At 49.3% G+C, this 21042-nt stretch carries 20 protein-coding genes; 13 read left to right on the top strand and 7 right to left on the bottom strand.

Going from position 1 to position 21042, the window contains the following annotated elements:
• The first annotated feature begins 8 nt into the window (after positions 1-8).
• Genes BZG84_RS05740 through BZG84_RS05720 form a run of 5 tightly spaced genes read left to right on the top strand, consistent with a single transcriptional unit; the run spans position 9 to position 3603 of the window.
• A complete protein-coding gene (locus tag BZG84_RS05740; protein WP_077662539.1) occupies positions 9-746 on the top strand; it encodes a DUF1365 domain-containing protein in 738 nt (245 codons plus the stop codon).
• 2 nt (positions 747-748) lie between these two features.
• Positions 749-1990 (top strand): SAM-dependent methyltransferase, encoded by a 1242-nt coding sequence (locus tag BZG84_RS05735; RefSeq protein WP_077481246.1) that lies wholly within the window; start codon positions 749-751, stop codon positions 1988-1990.
• Positions 1991-1994: 4 nt separating this feature from the next.
• Positions 1995-2510, top strand: coding sequence for a DUF2878 domain-containing protein (locus BZG84_RS05730; protein ID WP_158011466.1), 516 nt, complete (start codon positions 1995-1997; stop codon positions 2508-2510).
• On the top strand, positions 2510-3046 hold the full coding sequence (locus tag BZG84_RS05725; RefSeq protein WP_077481242.1) for a hypothetical protein: 537 nt from the start codon (positions 2510-2512) through the stop codon (positions 3044-3046). Before BZG84_RS05730 ends, BZG84_RS05725 begins: the two co-directional genes overlap by 1 nt.
• Positions 3043-3603, top strand: coding sequence for a DUF3833 domain-containing protein (locus BZG84_RS05720; RefSeq protein ID WP_077481240.1), 561 nt, complete (start codon positions 3043-3045; stop codon positions 3601-3603). Before BZG84_RS05725 ends, BZG84_RS05720 begins: the two co-directional genes overlap by 4 nt.
• Here BZG84_RS05720 and BZG84_RS05715 read toward each other — a convergent pair whose 3' ends face one another.
• A complete protein-coding gene (locus BZG84_RS05715; protein WP_077481238.1) occupies positions 3604-5235 on the bottom strand; it encodes a DUF2813 domain-containing protein in 1632 nt (543 codons plus the stop codon). It abuts the gene before it with no gap.
• Positions 5236-5476: 241 nt separating this feature from the next.
• On the opposite strand from BZG84_RS05715, the gene BZG84_RS05710 reads away from it, so the two are divergent.
• The gene (locus BZG84_RS05710) at positions 5477-6388 is read left to right on the top strand and encodes a LysR family transcriptional regulator (RefSeq protein WP_077481236.1); all 912 of its coding nucleotides are present in this window, start codon (positions 5477-5479) and stop codon (positions 6386-6388) included.
• 5 nt (positions 6389-6393) lie between these two features.
• Here BZG84_RS05710 and BZG84_RS05705 read toward each other — a convergent pair whose 3' ends face one another.
• Complete coding sequence (locus tag BZG84_RS05705) at positions 6394-9093, bottom strand: bifunctional acetate--CoA ligase family protein/GNAT family N-acetyltransferase (RefSeq protein ID WP_077678031.1); 2700 nt, start codon at positions 9091-9093, stop codon at positions 6394-6396.
• 268 nt (positions 9094-9361) lie between these two features.
• Here BZG84_RS05705 and BZG84_RS05700 point away from each other — a divergent pair, with 268 nt between their 5' ends.
• Both BZG84_RS05700 and BZG84_RS05695 read left to right on the top strand, forming a co-directional pair.
• Complete coding sequence (locus tag BZG84_RS05700; RefSeq protein ID WP_077481233.1) at positions 9362-9844, top strand: SPOR domain-containing protein; 483 nt, start codon at positions 9362-9364, stop codon at positions 9842-9844.
• Positions 9845-10070: 226 nt separating this feature from the next.
• Entirely contained in the window at positions 10071-11075 is a 1005-nt protein-coding gene (locus BZG84_RS05695) for a D-alanine--D-alanine ligase (protein ID WP_077481231.1), read from the top strand.
• A gap of 3 nt (positions 11076-11078) precedes the next feature.
• Here BZG84_RS05695 and BZG84_RS05690 read toward each other — a convergent pair whose 3' ends face one another.
• Positions 11079-12032: a tyrosine-type recombinase/integrase gene (locus BZG84_RS05690; protein WP_077481229.1), complete on the bottom strand. Its 954-nt coding sequence runs from the start codon at positions 12030-12032 to the stop codon at positions 11079-11081.
• A 213-nt stretch (positions 12033-12245) separates the two neighbouring features.
• On the opposite strand from BZG84_RS05690, the gene BZG84_RS05685 reads away from it, so the two are divergent.
• Positions 12246-12608: a DUF3319 domain-containing protein gene (locus BZG84_RS05685; RefSeq protein ID WP_077481227.1), complete on the top strand. Its 363-nt coding sequence runs from the start codon at positions 12246-12248 to the stop codon at positions 12606-12608.
• Between the two features lie 102 nt (positions 12609-12710).
• Positions 12711-13034, top strand: coding sequence for a stress response translation initiation inhibitor YciH (yciH, locus tag BZG84_RS05680; RefSeq protein ID WP_077481225.1), 324 nt, complete (start codon positions 12711-12713; stop codon positions 13032-13034).
• Positions 13035-13088: 54 nt separating this feature from the next.
• Here the strand turns inward: yciH and BZG84_RS05675 are convergent, their stop codons facing one another.
• Complete coding sequence (locus tag BZG84_RS05675; RefSeq protein ID WP_077481223.1) at positions 13089-13973, bottom strand: TPR end-of-group domain-containing protein; 885 nt, start codon at positions 13971-13973, stop codon at positions 13089-13091.
• A gap of 622 nt (positions 13974-14595) precedes the next feature.
• On the opposite strand from BZG84_RS05675, the gene BZG84_RS05670 reads away from it, so the two are divergent.
• Positions 14596-15630: a Gfo/Idh/MocA family oxidoreductase gene (locus BZG84_RS05670; RefSeq protein WP_077480895.1), complete on the top strand. Its 1035-nt coding sequence runs from the start codon at positions 14596-14598 to the stop codon at positions 15628-15630.
• Positions 15631-15850: 220 nt separating this feature from the next.
• Here the strand turns inward: BZG84_RS05670 and chrA are convergent, their stop codons facing one another.
• Positions 15851-16999: a chromate efflux transporter gene (gene chrA, locus BZG84_RS05665; protein WP_077480893.1), complete on the bottom strand. Its 1149-nt coding sequence runs from the start codon at positions 16997-16999 to the stop codon at positions 15851-15853.
• Between the two features lie 467 nt (positions 17000-17466).
• Between chrA and BZG84_RS05660 the strand changes: the two genes are divergently transcribed.
• On the top strand, positions 17467-18396 hold the full coding sequence (locus BZG84_RS05660; protein WP_077480891.1) for a LysR family transcriptional regulator: 930 nt from the start codon (positions 17467-17469) through the stop codon (positions 18394-18396).
• 8 nt (positions 18397-18404) lie between these two features.
• Here the strand turns inward: BZG84_RS05660 and BZG84_RS05655 are convergent, their stop codons facing one another.
• Complete coding sequence (locus BZG84_RS05655; RefSeq protein ID WP_077480889.1) at positions 18405-19550, bottom strand: lysophospholipid acyltransferase family protein; 1146 nt, start codon at positions 19548-19550, stop codon at positions 18405-18407.
• Positions 19551-19745: 195 nt separating this feature from the next.
• Between BZG84_RS05655 and BZG84_RS05650 the strand changes: the two genes are divergently transcribed.
• Positions 19746-20414 (top strand): hypothetical protein, encoded by a 669-nt coding sequence (locus tag BZG84_RS05650; protein WP_077480887.1) that lies wholly within the window; start codon positions 19746-19748, stop codon positions 20412-20414.
• Here the strand turns inward: BZG84_RS05650 and BZG84_RS05645 are convergent.
• Complete coding sequence (locus BZG84_RS05645; protein WP_077480885.1) at positions 20411-20935, bottom strand: nicotinate-nicotinamide nucleotide adenylyltransferase; 525 nt, start codon at positions 20933-20935, stop codon at positions 20411-20413. The genes BZG84_RS05650 and BZG84_RS05645 overlap by 4 nt on opposite strands.
• Positions 20936-21042: the final 107 nt, after the last annotated feature.

Below are 21042 nucleotides of genomic sequence, written 5' to 3'. Positions count from 1 at the left end.
TGAGTACAGTGGCAGAATCACTTCAAAGCGGGCTTTATGTCGGCCAAGTCCGACATAGACGCTTTACGCCAATCAAACACGCCTTTAACTATCCCGTGTTTATGCCGCTGATTGATTTGGATGAGCTAAGCACACTGGCAGAGCGTGTGCGCGGCTTTCGACTCGGGAAGTGGGGGGTCGCAGCTTTTCATCACGCCGACTATTTCGCGGGGGAGTCGGACACCAAAGCGGCTTGTCTCGATAAACTCTATGCGCTAACCGGTGAGCGCATTTCGGGTAAAGTCTACGCATTATGCCAACTACGCTATTTGGGCGTGTACTTTAGCCCCGTGAACCTTTATTACATCTACGACACGGACAATCAGTGGCGGTATTTGTTGGCAGAGGTGAGTAATACCCCTTGGGGAGAGAAGCATTTTTATGCGATACCCGCGGGGAAGCGCTGGCAGCATGATAAAGCCTTTCATGTTTCGCCATTCAACCCGATTGAGCAACGGTATCACTGGCGGCTCAAACCACTGGGTGAACGTGTGCATGTGCACTTAGAAGCGCACCGAGATGATCGAGAGTTCGATGCCACTTTAGGTATGAAGCGGCGCCCCTTTACCACGAAAACCCTCAATAAACTATTGATCCGAACCCCGATCGAGACAGTAAAAGTTCTCATTGGTATTTATTGGCAGGCGCTCAAATTATGGATAAAGGGCGCACCGTTTTATCCGCACCCAGGTGCGAAGAAGGAGTAATTATGTCTGCGACGGACGTTTCTCAAACTCAACGCACGCTGACACGCAAAGAGCACTATGCTAAGCAGTTGGTTTACACATTACTGGCACATGTTAAAGATGCTTGTATCTCTTTAGTCGACGAGCAGGGGCAAACCTTACAATGTGGTGATCCACAAGCTAGCCTTCATGCCTCAGTGCTCGTCCACGATCCGCGCTTTTACACTCGCATGTTGACCGGCGGAAGTATTGCCGCCGCTGAAGCTTACGTGGATGGTTGGTGGGAATCTCCCAATCTGACCGATGTGATCCGCGTCTTTGCTCGCAACCTACATGCCATCGATCGCATTGAAAAACACACCGGTTGGTTGGTGAATCTTGGTAATAAGCTGGCACACTGGCGAAACCGCAACGAAAAAGACACCGCACGTCGTAATATTTCCGCGCATTACGATTTGGGTAATGATCTGTACCGCCACTTTCTTGATGAGCAGATGCTCTATTCTAGCGCTATTTACACCGAGAACACTGCGGGCCTGGAAGCGGCACAAATTGAGAAAATGGACCGCCTTTGTCGGCAACTCAAGCTCAAACCATCGGATCACTTAATTGAGATTGGGTCGGGCTGGGGGGCCATGGCTATCTACGCTGCTAAAGAGTACGGTTGCCGCGTCACCACGACGACGATTTCGGAAGAGCAGTATGCTTGGGCAAAAGCTCGCATTGAACAAGCGGGCCTGCAAAACCAAATCACCTTGCTAAAAGAAGATTACCGCGATCTTGACGGTGAGTACGATAAGCTCGTTTCGATTGAAATGATCGAAGCGGTAGGTAAAGAGTATCTCGATACCTTTGTGAAAAAGTGTCAATCGTTACTCAAACCTGAGGGACTGATGGCCATTCAAGCCATCACCATTGCCGATCAGCGCTATGAACACTATAGCCGGAATGTAGACTTTATCCAAAAGCACATTTTTCCTGGTGGCTTCTTACCATCAGTGAATGTATTGCTGGATCATTTTACCGCGCAGACCGATTTTGTGATTCGTGATTTAAAAGATATTGGTATCGATTACGCCAATACACTCGCCGACTGGCATCAGCGCTTTAACCAAAACGCAGATACGCTACAAACCTTTGGCTATGATGAACGCTTTGCGCGTTTGTGGCGATACTACTTCTGCTACTGTGAGGGGGGATTCCGCGAGCGCACCATCAGCGCTGTGCAGTTGCTGTTTAGTCGCCCCGCTTGGCGTGAGGCCTAACATCATGCGCTTTGTGGTGATCTCTCTGCTTTTTAACGTGTTTTGGTTCACGGCGGCGTTGGGGCAAAGTAGCACCCAGTGGTTACTAGTCGCCATGCTTGCCGCGGCGATTTTCTATCAGCGCGATGTCCTTTGGGCGATCATCACCTTAACGCCGATAGGCCTTGTCGGTGACAATGTGTTAATCCATTTTGGCTGGCTTGCCACTGAACCTGCATCAGCGTGGATGCCGGTGTGGCTGGCGCTACTTTGGTGCGGGTTCTGCGCCTTCGTTTGGTTGTTGCGTGAGATCATTCTCACCCATTCTCTATGGGCGATGAGTTTGATTGGCGCTTTGGGTGGCGCGAGCAGTTATGTTGCTGGAGAACGGCTTGGCGCGATTGTTTTTCCGCAACCTTGGCTCACCACAAGTCTCGTTCTGGTGGCGGTATGGGCGGTGTACAGTGTGATCCTTATCCACCTAATACGTTGGCTGGTAGAAAAAACACAGCCAACGACGTTGGCCTCAGGAGGTGAGTGATGAAAGCTATTCTGCTCGTGGGCTGGCTTACCTTAATCCTCTCGTGGCCGAGTTCTGCCGAGACGGCATCTCCTACTATGGAGAATGCATGGCAATCTTGGCCTCAAGTTGGCAAGGCAACACTCACATGGGGCTGGTGGACGATCTATCGCTCCGAGTTGCGTGCGCCTGACGGAGAGTATCAACCACAACAGCCACATGCATTGGTGATTACCTATGCTCGAGATATCAGCGACAAACGGCTGATGGAAGCGACGGACGATCAGTGGCAGCACCTTGGGTTCTCTGCATCGCAACGCGCAGTGTGGCTGGAAACAATCTCGCCAGCTTGGGGCGATATCAAGGAGAACGATCGTCTCGCATTTGTGCGCACCCGGACTGGTGGCTCGTTTTATTACCAACGCGCGGACCAAAACTGGCAGCTAACACTTAACCTGACCGATACGGCATTGGCCGACGCCTTCTTGGCCATTTGGTTATCAGAAAATACCGATTACCCCGATCACCGTAAAGCATTATTAGGAGATCCAACATGATTCTACCGACGAGGCAGATCCAGCGAATTCAGTGGGCCTTGCTCGCCGTGGCTGCGCTGCTGTTGACGGCGTGTTCAGCGGACATTGAAGACTACAAAGCGCGTACCCCTGCGTTTGACTTGTTTGAGTATTTTGAAGGACACACAAAAGCATGGGGTATGGTGCAAGATTTTTCTGGTGAGCAACGTCGGCGTTTTGAGGTAGATATCATTGGCACTGTGGATGGCGATACACTGACACTCGACGAGTCCTTTGTGTATGACGACGGCGAGACCCAAACGCGTGTTTGGACGATTACCCGCCACGCAGACGGCACCTATTCAGGGACCGCCGGAGATATCGTGGGCACTGCGACAGGAGTTGTCGAAGGGAATGCGTTAAATTGGCGCTATGATTTGGTTGTGCCCGTTGGCGATAGCGAGTATCAACTGCACTTTGACGACTGGATGTTCCGACAAGATTCAGATCATTTATTTAATGTCACCTCGATGCGCAAATGGGGGGTTGAAGTGGGGAAAGTGACTCTGTTTTTCCAGCGTATCAACAAGGAGGGCTAATTAGCCCATCCCTCTGGCTAAGCCGATCGCGCGTTGCAGGATCCACCGAAGCAACTTAGGGATCGGCGTTTTCAGTTCGTTCTCGGTATAGGCGATGATCGCGAGCGCGGCATCAGGTTTGGCGTAACGCTTGAGTGCCTTGGTAATGATGCGCCTGTCATTCATGTGAGGCTGTTGGCTTGTCATGCCTGCCATATCTCGGAACAAAGGTTCATAGCCGTTGTTATACAAGAAATGTTCAATGTCTTTATCCGGCAAAACGGTAAGCCTGACGCCCTCCGGCTGATTCTCAATCTGTCCGCGCGCTGTTGCGGCATACTTCTTCCCGGCCATATCACCATCGGCGACGAGGTGCCATTCAATCCCCAAGGCTTTGGCGGTTTTGATTAATGGACGTAGGCCGCTTTGTGCAAATTCAATTAAGTGGACGCCTTCGGCAGCGAGGTCATAACCTTGCAAGCGAGCTAGCTCATTAAATAACCAAATCTCCGTCTCGCCTTCAACCAACAGCCAGCAGCGCGCAAACAAGGCACTGGGGCGATGAAAGCGGACATGAAAGGTAACGCGACGGCGTTCATCTTTACTTAACAGCTGTGAGGGGACTTGGTGGCTGCGTGTTTCGGTCGGATGGCGTACCAATCTTCGGATATGATCAAGTTGAACCCCCGCCAAAAGATCACCGCTATTGGTGGTCAGTATTTTTTGCATCGGCATCAACTGGATAAGGCGCCAAGCTTGATTCAATAAGGTGGGGTGCAGGCGACCTTCGGGATCCTCAAATACCATGATCGGTCGCGCATTGCGTTTAAGCTGCTTTGGCCCTCGCGCTCGCACAAATGCGCTTAACAGTCCCATTAAAACAAGATGACTCTGATTGGAGGTATTGTTAGCCACTGCCTCTAAGGGATGCATTTGATTATGGGTAAACGCTAACGCTCCGGGGGCATGGATGGGGTAAGGGGGACGATCGTGCTCTTGTACGGCAAAGTAATGATCTAGCAGTTGCCGCATCGCATGTAGTCCGCTCTTAATCTCTCCTTTATTAACGTGTCCGGGCATCATTAACAACCGGCGATAGGTATTATCGAGCCGTTGCTCAAGGCGAGTATTGTCTTTGGTCACTGTTTGTCCGGGCACTCGCATGCGTCTTGCATCGCGTACCCGCACCACAGGGTGGATCTGCATGAGGTGCTGTGCCAGCGCATCGCTATCGATATCTTGAATGACATCGCCTTGACTGGATAGAAACTCGCGACGTACGTGGACTTTGCTTTCTTCTGTGGTGGCGCTCAAGCGATAATCGAGAGTGCGGCAACCCTCATGCTCGCCATTCCACACCGGTGTAAAGCGTCGATAGCGCCGCGCTTTATGTTCGCCAGCAAAGCTTTCTTGCCAACGCAGTACGATTTGAAATTGTTGTTCTGGGGCAATCCCTAGGGTGTGGTCAACATGAAAGTCCGAGCGTTTGAAGCTAGGGCGATCACCACTAGGATGCAAAGCGATTTCTAATGCGTCGAGAAGGGAAGATTTACCCCACGCATTTTCACCGATTAAAACGGTGAGTTCATCAACTTGTAGTGACAGGCGCTTAATGCCACGAAAGCCTGCTATTTCAATCCGGTCTAGTCTCATCGTCACCTCTCATTTACTGTATGACAGTTCTTGTTGAAAGGAAATAAATCCGGTGACGATTTTGTGCTATATCGCTGATTTATTGCTTTTATCTCATCATCTGATAGGCATTTTTTATTGGCGTTTGAAGTAGGAGTGCACTGAAAACCCTGCTAAAGTGTTAAGACTTTATAGGTCCCTACCTGCATCGCTCATCGTCAATTCTCTGCGACGTTCCGTGATGCAGATTAAGAGAAGCACTATGTTGTCGTTTGAAGCGTTACAGGTTTTAGATGCCATTGAGCGAAAAGGCAGTTTTGCCGCCGCAGCGGAGTCACTCAATCGTGCCCCTTCCTCACTGAGCTACCAAGTTCAAAAGCTGGAAGATGAGCTTGGACTAGTGATCTTTGATCGGTCCGGTCACCGTGCAACATTTACCGACGCCGGCCATTTATTGGTAGAGCGCGGACGCTTATTACTGAATGCGGCCGATGAGATGATTGCCGACGCGGCGTCGTTAGCTCATGGGTGGGAGCTCGAAATTCGGCTTGCCTATGACGGTTTGTTTAAAAGTGCGTTCTTTTTCCCGCTCATTGAGCGTCTTGCCAATAAAAGCAGCACGCGTTTGAAACTGTCAGAAGAAATTCTTGCCGGATGCTGGGAATCGCTCGCGCAAGATAGAGCAGATGTGCTGATTGCGCCGATCCCAGCGTCAGTTCCTCAAGGGATTAAGGTACAACCTTTAGGTGAAATGAGTGCGTACTGGGTTGCCACGCCTGATCATCCCATTCATAAGGAATCGCGACCTGTCGACCCGGATATTCGGGCTGGTTATCGGGGAGTTGCGGTTGCCGATACTGCACGCGGCATGCAGCCGATTACTTACAATGTGTTGGAAGATCAACCACGTTTAACCGTCAGCTCGATGCATGATAAGTATCAAGCGATATTGGCAGGTCAGGGGATTGGTACTTTACCGTGGTTTTGGATCCAAGATGACTTGAAAGCGGGTCGTCTTAAGCTATTGAAGGGCAGCACACCTTTCGAGTTAAAAATGGGACTCGCGTGGAAGCGCAACCGTATGGGCAATGCGAAATCTTGGTTGGTGCGGCAAGTTCCTAAGCTGCTTGCGCCCTATTTGCAAGCCGGTGACATTCCAATTGATACGCCGTAATCGGTTTATGCATCTTGGTTTTTATGCAGTGGCAGCAGCATATCCACCACGCCGTCTGCCATCTGCACATCAATACTAAAACCGCACTTTTGTGCTAATCCAATCATGCCTCGGTTCGCCGGCATTGTCATGCCGGTAATGCGAGACAGGCCGGCCTGTTTGGCGTAATCGATGATCGCAGTCATCAAGATACTGCCAAGGCCAACGCCTTTTAAATCCGAGCGCACCAGCACGGCGAACTCGGCTTCTGTATTTTCAGGATCAGCCAGCAAACGGACCACGCCCCAAATTTCTTCTTGTCCAGAAGGAGAGGTGTAGGTCGCAACCAGTGCCATTTCTCGGTCGTAGTCAATCTGAGTGAGGTTGGCGAGGGCCTCATGGTTAAGTTCACCCACGTCAGAGAAAAAGCGACGATAAAGATCTTCCTCCGATACTTGCTCTACAAATGCTTTGTGGGTTGGCTCATCTTCGGGAAGAATAGGACGTAATAGCAATGTATTGCCATTTTTTAAGGTAACCTGTTGCTCAAGCTCTTTAGGATAGGGGCGTATCGCCAAACGTTGATGCTGACTACCGGCATAATCACGCAATTGTAGAGAGGCGTCTAATACAGTGAGCTCGTCGCCAGCGACTAACAGTGGGTGAATATCCAGTTCGTCAATTTCAGGACAATCAATGATCATCTGTGACAGTGTCACTAAAAAGCGGCATAAACTGGGCACATCAATGGAAACGGGGAAGCCGCGCTGTTTGATTTTGCCAGACTTAATCGCGCCAATCACCAAATAGCGGGCTAACGCCATATTGAGCGGCGGGATGGCCACCGCGGCATCTTTGGTCACGTCCCAGTCCGAGCCACCTTCACCCAATAAGATAATGGTGCCAAACACGGGATCATTACTGATGGTCACTCTTAGCTCTTGCGCACCGGCGCGGGGAGCCATGGATTGAATCAATAAGCCTTGAATGCGTGCGTTTGGGAATGTCATAGACACGCGGTCCAAAATGGCTTGTGAAGCATTCGCCACTTCAGCGGCCGTGCGCAAGTTGAGCATCACGCCTTGTACATCCGACTTATGCTGGATATCCGGCGATCTCAGTTTCACCGCAACCGGATAGCCCACTTGCTCGGCAATTTGCGCCGCTTCGACCGGATCGCTAGCCAGCCAGGTTGACATGACGTGTAAGCCATACGCTTCAAGAAGAGGGCGGACTTCATGTGTGGTGAGAGTGAGGTGCTCAATGTCTTCAGCTTGATCGATAAAGGCGCGAACCGCCGGCAAATCGTAGTCTGTTTGTCCGGTGGACGTGGGCGTTTCCATCAACTGCTTTTGGTTACGCCGGTACTCTACCAAATGCATGTAGGCGGTAACGGCGCTTTCTGGTGTGCGATAGGTCGGGTAGCCCGCGTGGGTAAATGCTAATCGAGCCACGGTGGCGTCATCGCCTTCGCCTTGCCAGTTAGTGAGAATATTAAAACGCCGCGCGCGCGGGTTTTCCTTGAGAGCAGCGATAATGGCTTTCGCGGTAGCCAGCCCCGGCGCCGTGACCGAGGGTGAATGCATGATAAGCAGTGCATCGGCATCATCACTCGCCAACAGAATATCAATGGCATCTTGGTATCGTTGTGTGTCCGCATCGCCTACGATATCGATCGGGTTGGTACGCGACCAACTTGCGGGTAATACCTGATTCAACGCTTCAATAGTTTTCTCACTGAGGGACGCCAACTTACCGCCCGACTCCATCAGTGTATCGACCGCCATAACGGCAGGGCCGCCGCCATTGGTAATAATGGCCAAACGCTCGCCACGTAAAGGAACGGAGTGCGACAAGGTTTCGACCGCGGCGAATAGTTCGTGAGTGTTGTTCACGCGCAGCATCCCCGAGCGACGAATGGCGGCGTCATAGGCTGCATCGAGGCCCATATTGGTGTGGCTCAGCTGTTCCAATGCCACCGAGCCACCGCGAGTGCGGCCACTTTTTAGCACCAAAATACGTCGGTTACGTGCCGCGGCGCGAGCGGCGGAAATAAATCGTCTCGCATCACGGATTGAGTCCACATAAAGCAAAATGGCATCGGTTTTACTGTCGCGACACAGATAATCCAATAATTCTGGAAAATCGATGTCACAGGCTTCGCCGAGTGAAATAAAGGTCGAGAAGCCGATTCGCTTATTTTTGGCCCAGTCTAAAATTGTGGTGCAGACAGCGGCGGATTGAGAAATAAAGGCAATGTTTCCTTTATTGGCAGACACAGGCGCAAATGACGCATTCAAATTGAGCCAAGGCAGAATCATCCCCAGACTGTTCGGTCCAAGCACCCGCATGGTATAGCGCGCCGCAATGGCCTGCATATGTGAAAAGTGACTTTCGCCTTGCTCATTAAATTGCCCGCGCATGCCCGCTGCTAGCACGATCACTAATTTGACGCCACGTTCGCCCAGCTGTTCGATGAGACTGAGATTGTGCTCGCCGCGGGTACACAGGATGGCTAAGTCAGGCACTAATGGCAGTGCTTCGATGGTTTTGTAGGCCAGTATTCCCGCAACCGCCTGATATTTCGGCGTGACGGGCATGATTGGGCCTTGAAATCCCCCCGATTGCAGGTTGCGAGTCACCACATACCCAGCGCGGTTAGCTTGGTCTGAGGCACCAACAACCGCGATTGATTTGGGCTTAAGTAACTGATCAATCCCTGACATAACGCTCCTCCTTTGCGTGGCATGATAAGCCGAGAAACAGGATAGATTGTCAGCCAGTGTATCTATTCGTGCTTGAATTCAGCGGTTTTTTTTAACGCAATGTGATCTGTGCGGAGCAGAATTTATTCAACACGATACACTGAAAAACAGGCAGGGGTGGCCATCTGTGAGCTGCAGCCGAAACCTTACGCCGCCACCTAAGTTTTTATTGAATGGTTGTTAGGTCGGGGGCACAATGACACAAACTTGGATAACTGACAGAATTGCAATGAAAAAATTGGCCTTATTGGCTGTTGCCGCGCTCTTGACGGGATGCAGCGGTGGCGGCGTCACTACCGAAATCTATAGTCAGACCATTGAGTCGACCGATACCCGTGCGAACGAACAGCCAGAGATGGCGAAAGCGGAGCCGATGCCACAAGCTCAGCCAAAACCTGCGCCTAAAAAGCAAACGGTAAAACCAGCGAAACAAGGGCCGGGCTATACCATTCAAGTTGTAGCACTGAGTCACGATCGTGGATTTAGCGATTACGCTAAACGCTTACCCAGCGATCAGCCGCTTTGGAGCAATAAAAAAATGGTCGATGGTTTGCCTTGGTACACCTTGCTCTATGGCGAGTATCCAACCCGAGATGCGGCCAAGCAAGCGATTCAGGCGCTTCCACAAACAGTGCGCCAATATGGCCCATTTGTTCGCTCCATTGCGGATATCAAACGCTCGTCCAACCCACAAATGGTGCGCGTTAACTAAGCGCGGCCCATTTGCTGAACTGGCCGGCGATTTGCCGGCTTTTTTGTGTGTGGTGGATGACGCACAGCTGAGCGCCTGGTGTGCCGTACTCACTTGTATAATTGACAAGCAATTGACTATCAAAGCGGGCATAAAGATTGTTTGGATAATGAAAGCTAGCGAACAATTGTCTACTATGGCTTAAAAGTCAGCAAAATACGTGCATGACACGTCTTGTGAGAAAATGATGAGTAAAATAAACCTTCTTTTGCTGTGTGGTGGCGGTGGCGCTGAACATGCGATTTCTTTGATTTCGGCTCAGTATCTTGAGTCACAACTGGCAAAACTGCCGCGAGTGAAAGTCCATAAAGTGGAAATGACCGATCAAGGTTGGCATTTAGCGGATGGCATGCGCTGCCACTTGGATACCGATGGCATGCTGTGTAGCAAGGTAGAACACACCCAAATCCATTATGTGGTGCCTTGTATTCACGGCTTTCCCGGTGAGACAGGCGATATTCAATCATTATTAGAAATTACAGGCTTGCCTTATCTCGGTTGCGGACCTGAAGCGAGCCGAGTGTGCTTTAATAAAATCACCTCCAAGCTATGGTTTGACGCCCTTGGGATTCCGAATACACCTTACGTCTTTTTAACCGATCAAAGCCCAAGTAGCTTGGCTCGGGCACGCACTTTTTATGACGAGCAAGGGGCGGTTTTTGTAAAAGCGGCAAGCCAAGGCTCCAGCGTGGGCTGCTACCGTGTGGCGAAAGACGATGAGCTAGAAGCGCGAATTGCAGATGCGTTTACGTTTTCAGACCAAGTGCTTATCGAGAAAGCGATCAAACCACGTGAGCTTGAAGTCGCCGCGTTCCACATGGGAGAGGATGTAATTGTCACACCGCCGGGCGAAATCAGCTGCCCAGAGAACACCTTCTACACCTACGAGGAAAAGTACAGCGACGGGAGCCATAGCAATACGCATATTGAAGCGGCGAACCTCACGGATCAACAAATAGAGGCGATTCAACAGTATGCGCGTCAAGCATTTGTGCACCTACGCTTAAAAGATTTGTCTCGTATCGACTTCTTTTTGAGTGACGACAATCAAATCTTACTGAATGAAATCAATACTTTCCCAGGAATGACCCCGATTTCGATGTTCCCCAAATTGGTAGAGCATCATGGTTATTCTTTCCACGAATATCTCGCCCAGTGTATTAGCAAAGCAACAGGGAAACGGGTAATTTAGGCGCTACTCTGTAGGCTTTTTATGTCGGTAACGTGCCTTGGCTTGCTCACTGGCTTCGCGGTTGCCGACATATTGCGCCGGCATAGCCGGACTTTTCCAGCGGCCTAGATGTTGGATTTGCTTGATACTTAACCCTTGCTTTGCCAGAGCTTTACTTGCCCCTACGCGTGGTGATTGTCCAGAGAACATCACTGATTCCCCTAACACATCACTGGCGCGGCGAAAAACGCGATAAATTGAAGAGGGGTCTAACGGTGTGTCGCCTAAGTGACCATGCTTGTTAATTCGTCGCAGTAGGGGGCCTTGATGGATCCCACTGTACTCGAGCCAAGTGGCGAGTGTCATTGCCGTTTGTTCAGAGAGCACAACCCGTTGCTCTCCAATCATCACATAGGCTTTTTCGCCGTCATACATAACATCTTCTGCGGCGAGTGCGGCGAGTTCACTGCGTTTGAGTAAGCCCTCATAACACAATGACCAAATTAAAAGATCGCGAATATCGCGCAGTCGCTTGCTTGATTGGAACTGCTCTCGAAGTGCTGACAGGTGTCTTTTTTTAAATGGTGCGGCCTCTTTTGCCTCTGGGAGTTTCGCAGCAAGCAACCGCGCCATGGCATATTTCACTTCGCGATGCTTACTCGGATCTCGCTGACGGTGTAAGCGATGCACCAAGCCCACAGTAACAATGATTCGGCGGATCGCCGATACTTTTCGCTGCTGAGAGGTGAGTTCAGCAAATCGACGCAGTGTTGTCACCGCGCAGGGTAACGCCGTGACATGTTGGCTTTGGCAAAAAGAAACAAAAACTTGCCAGTCATTTCGATAGCTTAGTAGAGAGTTTCGACTGTACCGAGATTCTGTCACACCATTCCAATCCTCAACGGAGAGTATGCCCTGGTTAAATTTTTGAATACTCGCACTTAAGTTCTTGTCATCAATGGGATTAATCTTTTTCATAGCGCACTATAACTTTATTGCTATACGAATATAATAACAGCAACCAAAGAATAAAACTTGAAACATATCGCACTTTGTCTAACCACCTGTCTTTCCAAGACTGAAAATTAGTGAAAATCCTCGAACTCAACGTGATAATAGTCTAAAAATTTAGTAGGTTCGTAACTCATAATAGGTAGATTACTATTGTGGGAACGGCATCAGGAGGAAACTATGACCCAACGCCTTTTTCACCGTGGCTACACCATTGAGAAAGTAGAAGGCTCTGGTGATATCCAAGAGGTGTATCGTGCACGGCTAGGCGGTAAAGTTGTGTCTGGCAGCTTGACTGGTGTCAAAAAGTCGATTGAATGGTGGGTCGATACCAGCATGGTCACTGATCCTGCCGAGTTTGATGCGCTTGCTCGTAAACAAACCCGCCAAGTCGAAGAGTACAAAGGGTTTCGCCTGATGAATGACGATCCCGAGAAAGACGAAAAGGGCTGGTACATGATGGTTCGGGGAAACCTGATGAAAGGAACCTTACCCGCCCTCAAACTTTATATTGATCGCAACGGCGAAAAACTGCGCGCCTAATACACTCAATGTATACCAACCAATAAGATGAGCGGCTTTATCTGCAAAGCCGCTTTTTGTTTTGGTATAGTCTCACCAAGGTTTTCACATTACGTATACACCATGTCTGATAACAACCGATTAGTTTATTCTACCGAAACCGGCCGCATCAAAGAGGCAACGGAAAAGCCAGTTCGCCCAAGGGGAGATGGCATCGTTCGTATTCAGCGCCAAACAAAAGGGCGTAAAGGGAAGGGCGTTAGCTTAGTAACAGGGCTGGATCTTGAAGACGCGGCGTTAAAACTACTCGCCGCCGAGCTTAAAAAAGTATGCGGCTGTGGTGGCGCGATTAAAGACGGCGTTATCGAAATCCAAGGGGATAAACGCGATCAAATCAAAGCCCATCTTGAGAAAAAAGGCCACACCGTCAAACTCGCCGGTGGATAAAAAACGGGCAGCGCATGCTGCCCATTGTCTATGATTTGCCATAATGGATGCTGACTAAGGATTACTCTCCGGATCAATCAACACGTCAAAGCGCTCGTTACCGTGAAGTGATTCAAAGTCAGCCTCTTCACGAGCCGCTTCACGCAGAGAAGCGCTTTCCGCCACGGCGACTTCCAAGTCAGATATCGCTTGCTCTTCCGCACCAAGACGGGCATAAGCACAAGCACGCTGGAAGAGGGCGTTGGCATTTTTGTCATCCACTTCTAAAACACGGTTACTGATACTCAACGCCCAATGGTATTCACCCATTTCCATCGCGGCATCCGCTTTATGAGTGAGGGCTTCTAGATCACCAGGGCGAATTTTTAAAATCTCATTGTAGATTTCCATCCGTTGTTCTGGCGTTTGTGAATGCTGTGCGCGTAACCAAAGGTTATGGATCTCATTAATCCGTTCAATTTCTTTGTTATTCTCGGCGATGATACGTGTTTTGCGTTTCAAATCGCGCTCTAACGCTTGGAACTTTCGCTCATATTGTTCAGCAATTTCCGATAACTGTTGGTCAGCGAGTTCTTTGGTGTTGTTCTTAATATCACGCAACGATTGCCAACCAACCAGTGCGATCAATGATGCAGCGCCCGCAATCAAATAGAAAAAGTAGGTGACGGTGACATTGGCATAGTTAAGTGATTTGTCCGCCACGTCTAATTCACGGTCGGTAATCTCAACCACCATACGCTTTTCAAGGGCTTGGAAGTCTGTTCTGAGATTACGAATCTCATCCAAAACATAGCGTTCCATCAATGGCTTGTCATAAATACTTTGTTCCGCATACGACTTAGGTTGTGCGGAGGCTTGTTTGGCTTCGCCTTCATCCTCGGCAGACACACTGAAGCTGGTCAATGCGACTAACAGCCAAGCCACTATTTGAACTCTCATTTTTTCCCTTATTTAACGGTTCGCGTACAAACTAGCAAAACTGTAGCAAACCTTGCAGCACCTAAAAAGGTCAACAGGCGGAAACTGCTGAGATAACACTAAATATACCCATAAAAGATCATCATTTAGCTTATCACTGCGAGATTGAAGCACCTTAGGTCAAGCGAAGCATTTGAACTGAGTGGATTAAAGAAAGTGGTGATTAGCTATTTTATGGTAAATATACGATTACGTTGAATAGTCGCGTAAACACAGTGAAGGGGACAAAACGTATCGACGAGGAATGCAGGCACTTGTCTTGTTGATGCCAATCTTGATCTGACGGATATATCATTTAACATAACATAGATAATGCGCACCAATGGTGTAAGGGCAAAGTTGTAATGTCACTTTATAGCAAAGTTAAAGTGTCTCCTTAAATCACTCTTTGACTTAGCAGTGCCCGGCCTAAGCAATTTAAAATGGCGACACATCCGCGTCTCTCTGATGCATTCAGTCAAAAAGCTATCGACCCGACCTTCTTGACTGCACTAGCATAATCGATGTTGTCGGGCGCGCCAATTGATCATCCTTGAGATTTTCTATAGGGTTTAGACAAACACCGTCCATTTTGGGTTTATTCATGATTAAAACCGCATTGGTTGGCTTCGGCTTTTCTGCCAACACATTCCATCTTCCTTTTCTTAATGCGATGCCGCAGTTTGATATTACGGCTGTTGTCTCCAGTAAGCCCGAGAACGTCACGCAACATTTACCCCAAGCGACATGCTACGTAGATATCAATACGCTGCTTGAGCATGAAAGTCCTGATTTGGTCGTCATTACCACACCCAATCATCTGCATTATGAGCACGCACGCCAATCACTCGAAGCCGGTTGCCATGTTCTGGTGGAAAAGCCATTTGTCACGCGCAGTGAAGACGGTCTTGCTCTGGCAAAATTGGCGGATGAAAAAGGCCTAATCCTCTGTCCTTACCATAATCGCCGTTGGGATGGCGACTTTCTGACTCTCCAATCACTGATAGAAAACAATGAGCTTGGTGATATTAAAGTCATGCATTCAAGCTTTAACCGCTATCGCCCAGAAGTAAGGCAACGTTGGCGAGAGCTGCCTGGCGAAGGCGCTGGTATTCTTTTCGATTTGGGTTCGCACCTGATTGACCAAACACTAACCCTGCTCGGAGACCCAGACGCTATTTCAGCTCAGTGTCGCGCTTTACGCCCAGGGAGCCAAACAACGGACTATTTTCAGCTCACGTTGCATTACCCAGATAGCGAAGTGATACTGAACTCTAGCCCATATCGGTCAGGCACCACAGAGCGCTTTACGGTACACGGCGAAAAGGCAACCTTCTCTTGCAACGGGTTAGATATTCAAGAAGATCAACTGCGTGCAGCCATGTCCATATTGGACAAAAACTTTGGTACTCAGTCGCATGAAGCAACGCTAGAGAAAGGTGACAGCGTCACTAAAATGACTTGCCCATTACATACTGGCCAATACCAGCAACTTTTTACTTTACTGGCAGAGTCGATCACACATCAACGCCCTTCCCCGGTGAGCGCCGAATCCGCGACTAAGGTAATTTACGCGATTGAACTTGCTCAACGTGCATCGGAAACCGGCAGTCGCCAGACATGGCAATATTCGCTATAAAGGATATCTCCACTACCAATCGCCCCAAGAGTTATAACCGCTTGGGGCACGATACTTTCTGCCCACCACATCTAAACACCGTATGGTGTGATACCTGTTGTCTTGGCAACTGAGATATCTTTGACCACCAGATAGTACGTTGAATTTTTGATTAACATATAAAGTTATAGTGCATTAAGGGAGTAAAATAAAGCCCGAACTCATATCGGGCTGGACGGCATCAAAAGAACCACTGGTAACCAATCATCATTAACAGCACCCAAAAAACTGATAATCGCCATTTAATGAGCGCCACTAACCCAACGGCTATCGGGATTAAATCAGTCCACTGGCTATACGCCGATACCCATACGGGTTGATAAAGCGCTGCCGCTAAGAGTCCGACAACACTGGCATTAATCATGATAATAGCCCCCGCCAATCTAGGCTGCGATTTAACGGCCTCCCACACGGGCAATACACCAAACATCAATAACGCACCGGGTAAAAAGATTGCGACTGTGGCGATAAGACTTCCCCATATTGGCGATAGCCCTTCAACCGTCGCACCAAGATAGCTGGCCATGGTAAACATCGGACCTGGCACTAATTGTGCGGCGGCGTAGCCTTCAATCAATGCAGAGTCTGTGACAACGTCACCCACAATGGGCTCTAACAACGGCAGCACCACATGGCCGCCGCCAAATACAAAACTTCCCGCTTGGTAGAACAGGTTGAAGACTTGTACCGGCAGGACACTATTGAAAAGCCAAGGAACCGTGAGTAAAAACCCAAACAGGCTGAGAATGATCCCGCTGCGCCGTTGCGCGTGCGCCATCGATATCGAAGCCGCCTGAACACTGGTTTGTTTAAAACCAATAGCACCGATCATGCCAGCGAGTAAGATGGGGAGTACTTGATAAACAACGCCAGACGGCGACACTAGTAGCCATACCGTAGTGACAATTGCAATCACCGCTGTAGTGAACGAATGGATGAATTTTCGCCCCATCGATATTGTCGCGTCAATCACCACAACCACAGCCAATAACTTAGCCGCACTAATCAGTGTGCTTATCCAACCCGCTGTATCATTGCTGCTGCTAAGCATCGCTGCTGCGGTTAATAAAGCGAAAGAAGGTAACGTAAACGCGACAAATGCCCCCAATGCTCCCAAATAGCCACCGCGCTGATAGCCGATATACATACCAAGCTGACTACTGCCTGGTCCCGGTAAAAACTGACTGATCGCCAAACCTGACGCAAATGCCTCTGCACTCAGCCACTGCTTCTCTTTCACAAAAACGCGCTCGAAATAGCCGATATGTGCCGCAGGGCCACCAAATGACATACAGCCTAAGATAAAAAACTGCTTGAGTAATTCGATCATGTCCACCTCCAGCCTGAATTCTATCCATGTTAGCCCATGAATATAAACAGATAACATCGATTCATTAAATGAATGAAATTAATAAATAGTTAGCAGCAGCATCCGCAAACAGGTCAGACGTAATTAAATTACAGCGTTTGTAGTAAGCACTTACAATTCACACGTATCATTGTTTCCACTGGAAAACTATAAGATCAAGTAATGGATAAATAGTCATTTTATTTCGTTAGAGATAACAGAAGGCGATAGGTGGACCCGTCATTGGTCATAGAATGATCGAAGCGATAAGCGAGCTTGGCAGTTGGTAAGTTGTCACGCTTGGATAGTATTTTATGAAATAAGTGCAATAGCCACTTTGGGTCTCTCAACTAATGACGTGACGGCGTCACTAAATGATGCCCTGCTCTCCCGAGCTGGGTTGAACTGTGGTACGCTTCTGGCTACCAACTTTCAGGGAAGCGTAAGCAATGCTTGATCACCTTCAACAAATTGTTGTTTTGGCTACCGTGGCTCAAGAACAACACTTCACTCGCGCAGCGGAACGGTTAGGGATTTCAAAGTCTCAAGTCAGTAAGCAAGTGCGTTATTTGGAAGACAGGTTGGGGGTGCAATTGGTACAGCGGAATACGCGCTCTGTGTCGCTAACGGAAATCGGCGCACAATACGCCGACTATGGTGCGCAACTTATGGCAACGCTAGACGAAGCGGAAGCCATGGTGGCAGGTTATCGTGACGAAGTGACGGGCAAGTTACGTATCGGTGTCGCACAGTCATTTGGTAACACGCTGATCACGCGCAGTTTTGCCACATTTCGGCAAAAGTACCCTGCGCTCGATCTCGATATTACACTCTTTGATCATCGCCCTAATCTGGTTGAAGAAGGCTATGATTGCTGGGTCGCGATCCATGAACAACCGCCAGAGGGAATGGTGGCTCGCAAGCTCGCGGATTGCCAATTTAAACTGGTTGCCTCGCCGGACTATTTAGCTCGGCAAGGAACACCAAGTCAATTGAGTGATTTGAGGCACCATGACTGTATCACCTATCAAAGTCGCGAGCGCAGCTATGATAAATGGCCATTCAATAAAGCAGGCAATGAGCAAGTAGTTCGCGTATCGGGCCGCTATAACATCAATAACGCCCCTGCCGTGCTTGAAGCTGTAAAAGCGGGGATGGGGGTTGCCTATTTAGCGACCTACCTCCTCGATGATGAACTTCAAAAAGGTGAGCTGGTTGAGATCTTACCAGATTGGCGTCCCTGCCTCGCGCTTCCGATTTATATCGTCTACCCTCGCCGCAAACATTTAGCCCCTAAAGTACGCGAGTTTATCGACTTTATGCTCGAAGAAGTAGGCGATCCGCCCGTGTGGGATCGCCTTCACGCTAGCAATAGGTGACCTTGTCACTATTGGTCTATCGATGTCGTCGCTTGATCACTGGCGGCACGTTGCGCATTAATCACCGGATTCGCATACATCTGACGAATATAATCGCGTGCTACCTCAGGTGCTTGTGCCAACTTTTGTTCAAACAGCTCGCGCTCTTCGGCGGTAACACTGTCATGCGCTTCCCCCGCCGCGATATAGTTAGCTGGATAAAGTCGATATAGACAGTGAATTTGCCGATCAATATCCGCCGCTAAAGTCTCTGGTGTTGATTGTGACACGGTCACAGGTGCACCGAAGGCGACATGAACTTGACGCTTCTGCCCCACAATGCCTTTTACAATCGTTTGAATATCTTCAAATTCACTCTTTTCGTAAGCGCCCAAACGGTTGACGGCATCTAGCTCAGTCGCTTTGTCTAAGTCGCAAGGATCATTTTGATATGAGATGGCCACCGGCACGATATTTAGCGCCTGCATGTACTCATCAAAGGATTGCTTGTTTTTGCGCCCTTCCATGTAGAACATCTTGAGGATGGCAGGATCGGTCATGTCTAATCCTGTTTTTGCACGCCCTTCACGCTGAGCAATCCAGATAGACTGGCCTTCATCTAATGAATGGCGTATGTACGCCGACAGCTGAGAGAGAGATTTCATCATTTCACGCGGCGCTCTGGCGGAGCGTTTGACGATAAAGCTCTTATTTAACTTCATCAGCTCGGTCGCACAGGGTTTACGCAATAGATTATCACCAATCGCGATACGCACTGTGTCTAAGCCTTGCTGATGCAAACACCAATTGACCAGCGCGGGATCCATCGCAATATCACGATGGTTAGAGACAAAGAGATACGCTTTATCCGGCGAAAGGTGCTCGACCCCCGAAACAGTGACGTTGTCACATGATGTTTTGATCATCTTGCGCATGTAACTCGCGACATGCAACTGCACGTCTTGTACGGTTTTAATGTTGCGCCACTTTTGGGTGAGGTAAAGTTTCAGTGCGGGCTTAAGTAACCACCCTAGCGGGCCCGAAGCATGAGGATAACGATAGGATAAGATCGCATTGATAAATTCATCGTCTTGGATCAAGCGATGAATCGCTGCAGGTACCTCATCATCATGATAAGGGCGGATGTCTTGGTAAGGATCGTTAACTGTTTGCACGTTCTTCCGTTTCATTTGATAAAAACCGCGCCATTCTACGCGGTCAAACAAGGATTCAAAGTTAATCCAGCGACATTTTATAGAGGTTGGAGGTCAGACCTATACTGTACTCATGAGTTCCCTCAATCATATTGGGGCTTGACCTCTTGTTTAAAAGTGCTCAACATTGCCGGCCTGTAAAAATGAGAGCCAGACATGAAGTACACCAGCGAATACACCGCCTATCACCAAGATTGCCTCGTGCTTACCCCGCGAAAGCGTCGCCATACCGCCACTTTCTTGTACGTAGAAATCGGTTTAGTTCTCGTACGCCTCGGTAAACAGGATATTCCCGTGTACGCTGGCCAAGGCTTTTGGCTCCCGTTTGATTGTCTATACGCACTGATGATCACGCCACACACCAGCCTGCATCAGCTAACGGTATCGCCTAGAGTGACGGTGTCACTTCCTCAGTCTGCGGGCCACGTGATACCCAGCACATTATTGCATGCCGGACTCACAGCACTTGATCCGTTATCCGGTGCGAACCAAAACACACCGGCAACGCGTCGCCTGCATGGGGTACTGCTCGATCAGCTGGTGACGCTATCACCCGCAATCGCAAACGACGCTAGCTATCAATGTGTAGCGGCCTGTGTTGATCAAGCGAATGCTGGGCGGCCTCTCGAAGGTGACAACGCGCATTTTACCTTCCAGGCCTGCACTCAGCTTACCTATTCAGCGTTGTGCGAGTATCTCACTGTCCGCCAGTTAAGGGCGCAGCTTAAATCCGGCAACAAACTGGAAGCTGCTGCAACCTCGCTTGGGCTATCTTACGATGTAGCCCTTGCGCTATCCGACGAATATCACGCTGTACTCGCTTAATCAGAGAACGAGAATGCTGTATGGCTGAGTTGCTCGGCAACACTTGGGGTCGTCAAGTCGTCGACTGACAGCCCTTTTGCCAGCCGATCGCGGATATACGTACTGCGTACATTGACGGATTCTGGCATTCCTAGCACGGACCAACGCGCCAGGATCTGCTCACTGTGCGCAAACTGGCCGAACTTTAATAAGTTATCTGGCCCGACGACAAAAGTCAGATCGGCGTGGCAATAGTGTGCCTGCAGCGCGGTCAGCAACATATAAGTTGTGACAGCGTCACCATTTTTACCCAGCTCTGCTTCAAGGCGACAGCACGAGGCCTGCGGCATGTTCAAATCGTGAATAAAGGCATCAACCCATTGGCAACGCTGTTCAAACGAGGCCATCGATTTTCCCCACGCATGCTTATAACTTGGTACCAGCAATACGCGATCAAAATGCGTCAACTGTTCGATAACAGAAGCATGCCCGCGTGTGGGCGGATTAAACGCACTGCCAAAAATGGCAATTTTTTCAGTCATATCATTCCTCTTTGCCACGAAGTTTACATGTATCTGCCTGATTGCGCGACCATCAGCGACGTGGATCGACGCTATTGGCCATCTCGTAACCAGTGATAACGGTTAAT

This window comes from Salinivibrio sp. PR932 (assembly GCF_001996125.1).
In the GTDB taxonomy this organism is placed as follows: Bacteria; Pseudomonadota; Gammaproteobacteria; order Enterobacterales; family Vibrionaceae; genus Salinivibrio; species Salinivibrio proteolyticus.
Note: the sequence above shows the minus strand (reverse complement) of the source record. Positions and strands in the feature narration are given on the sequence as shown.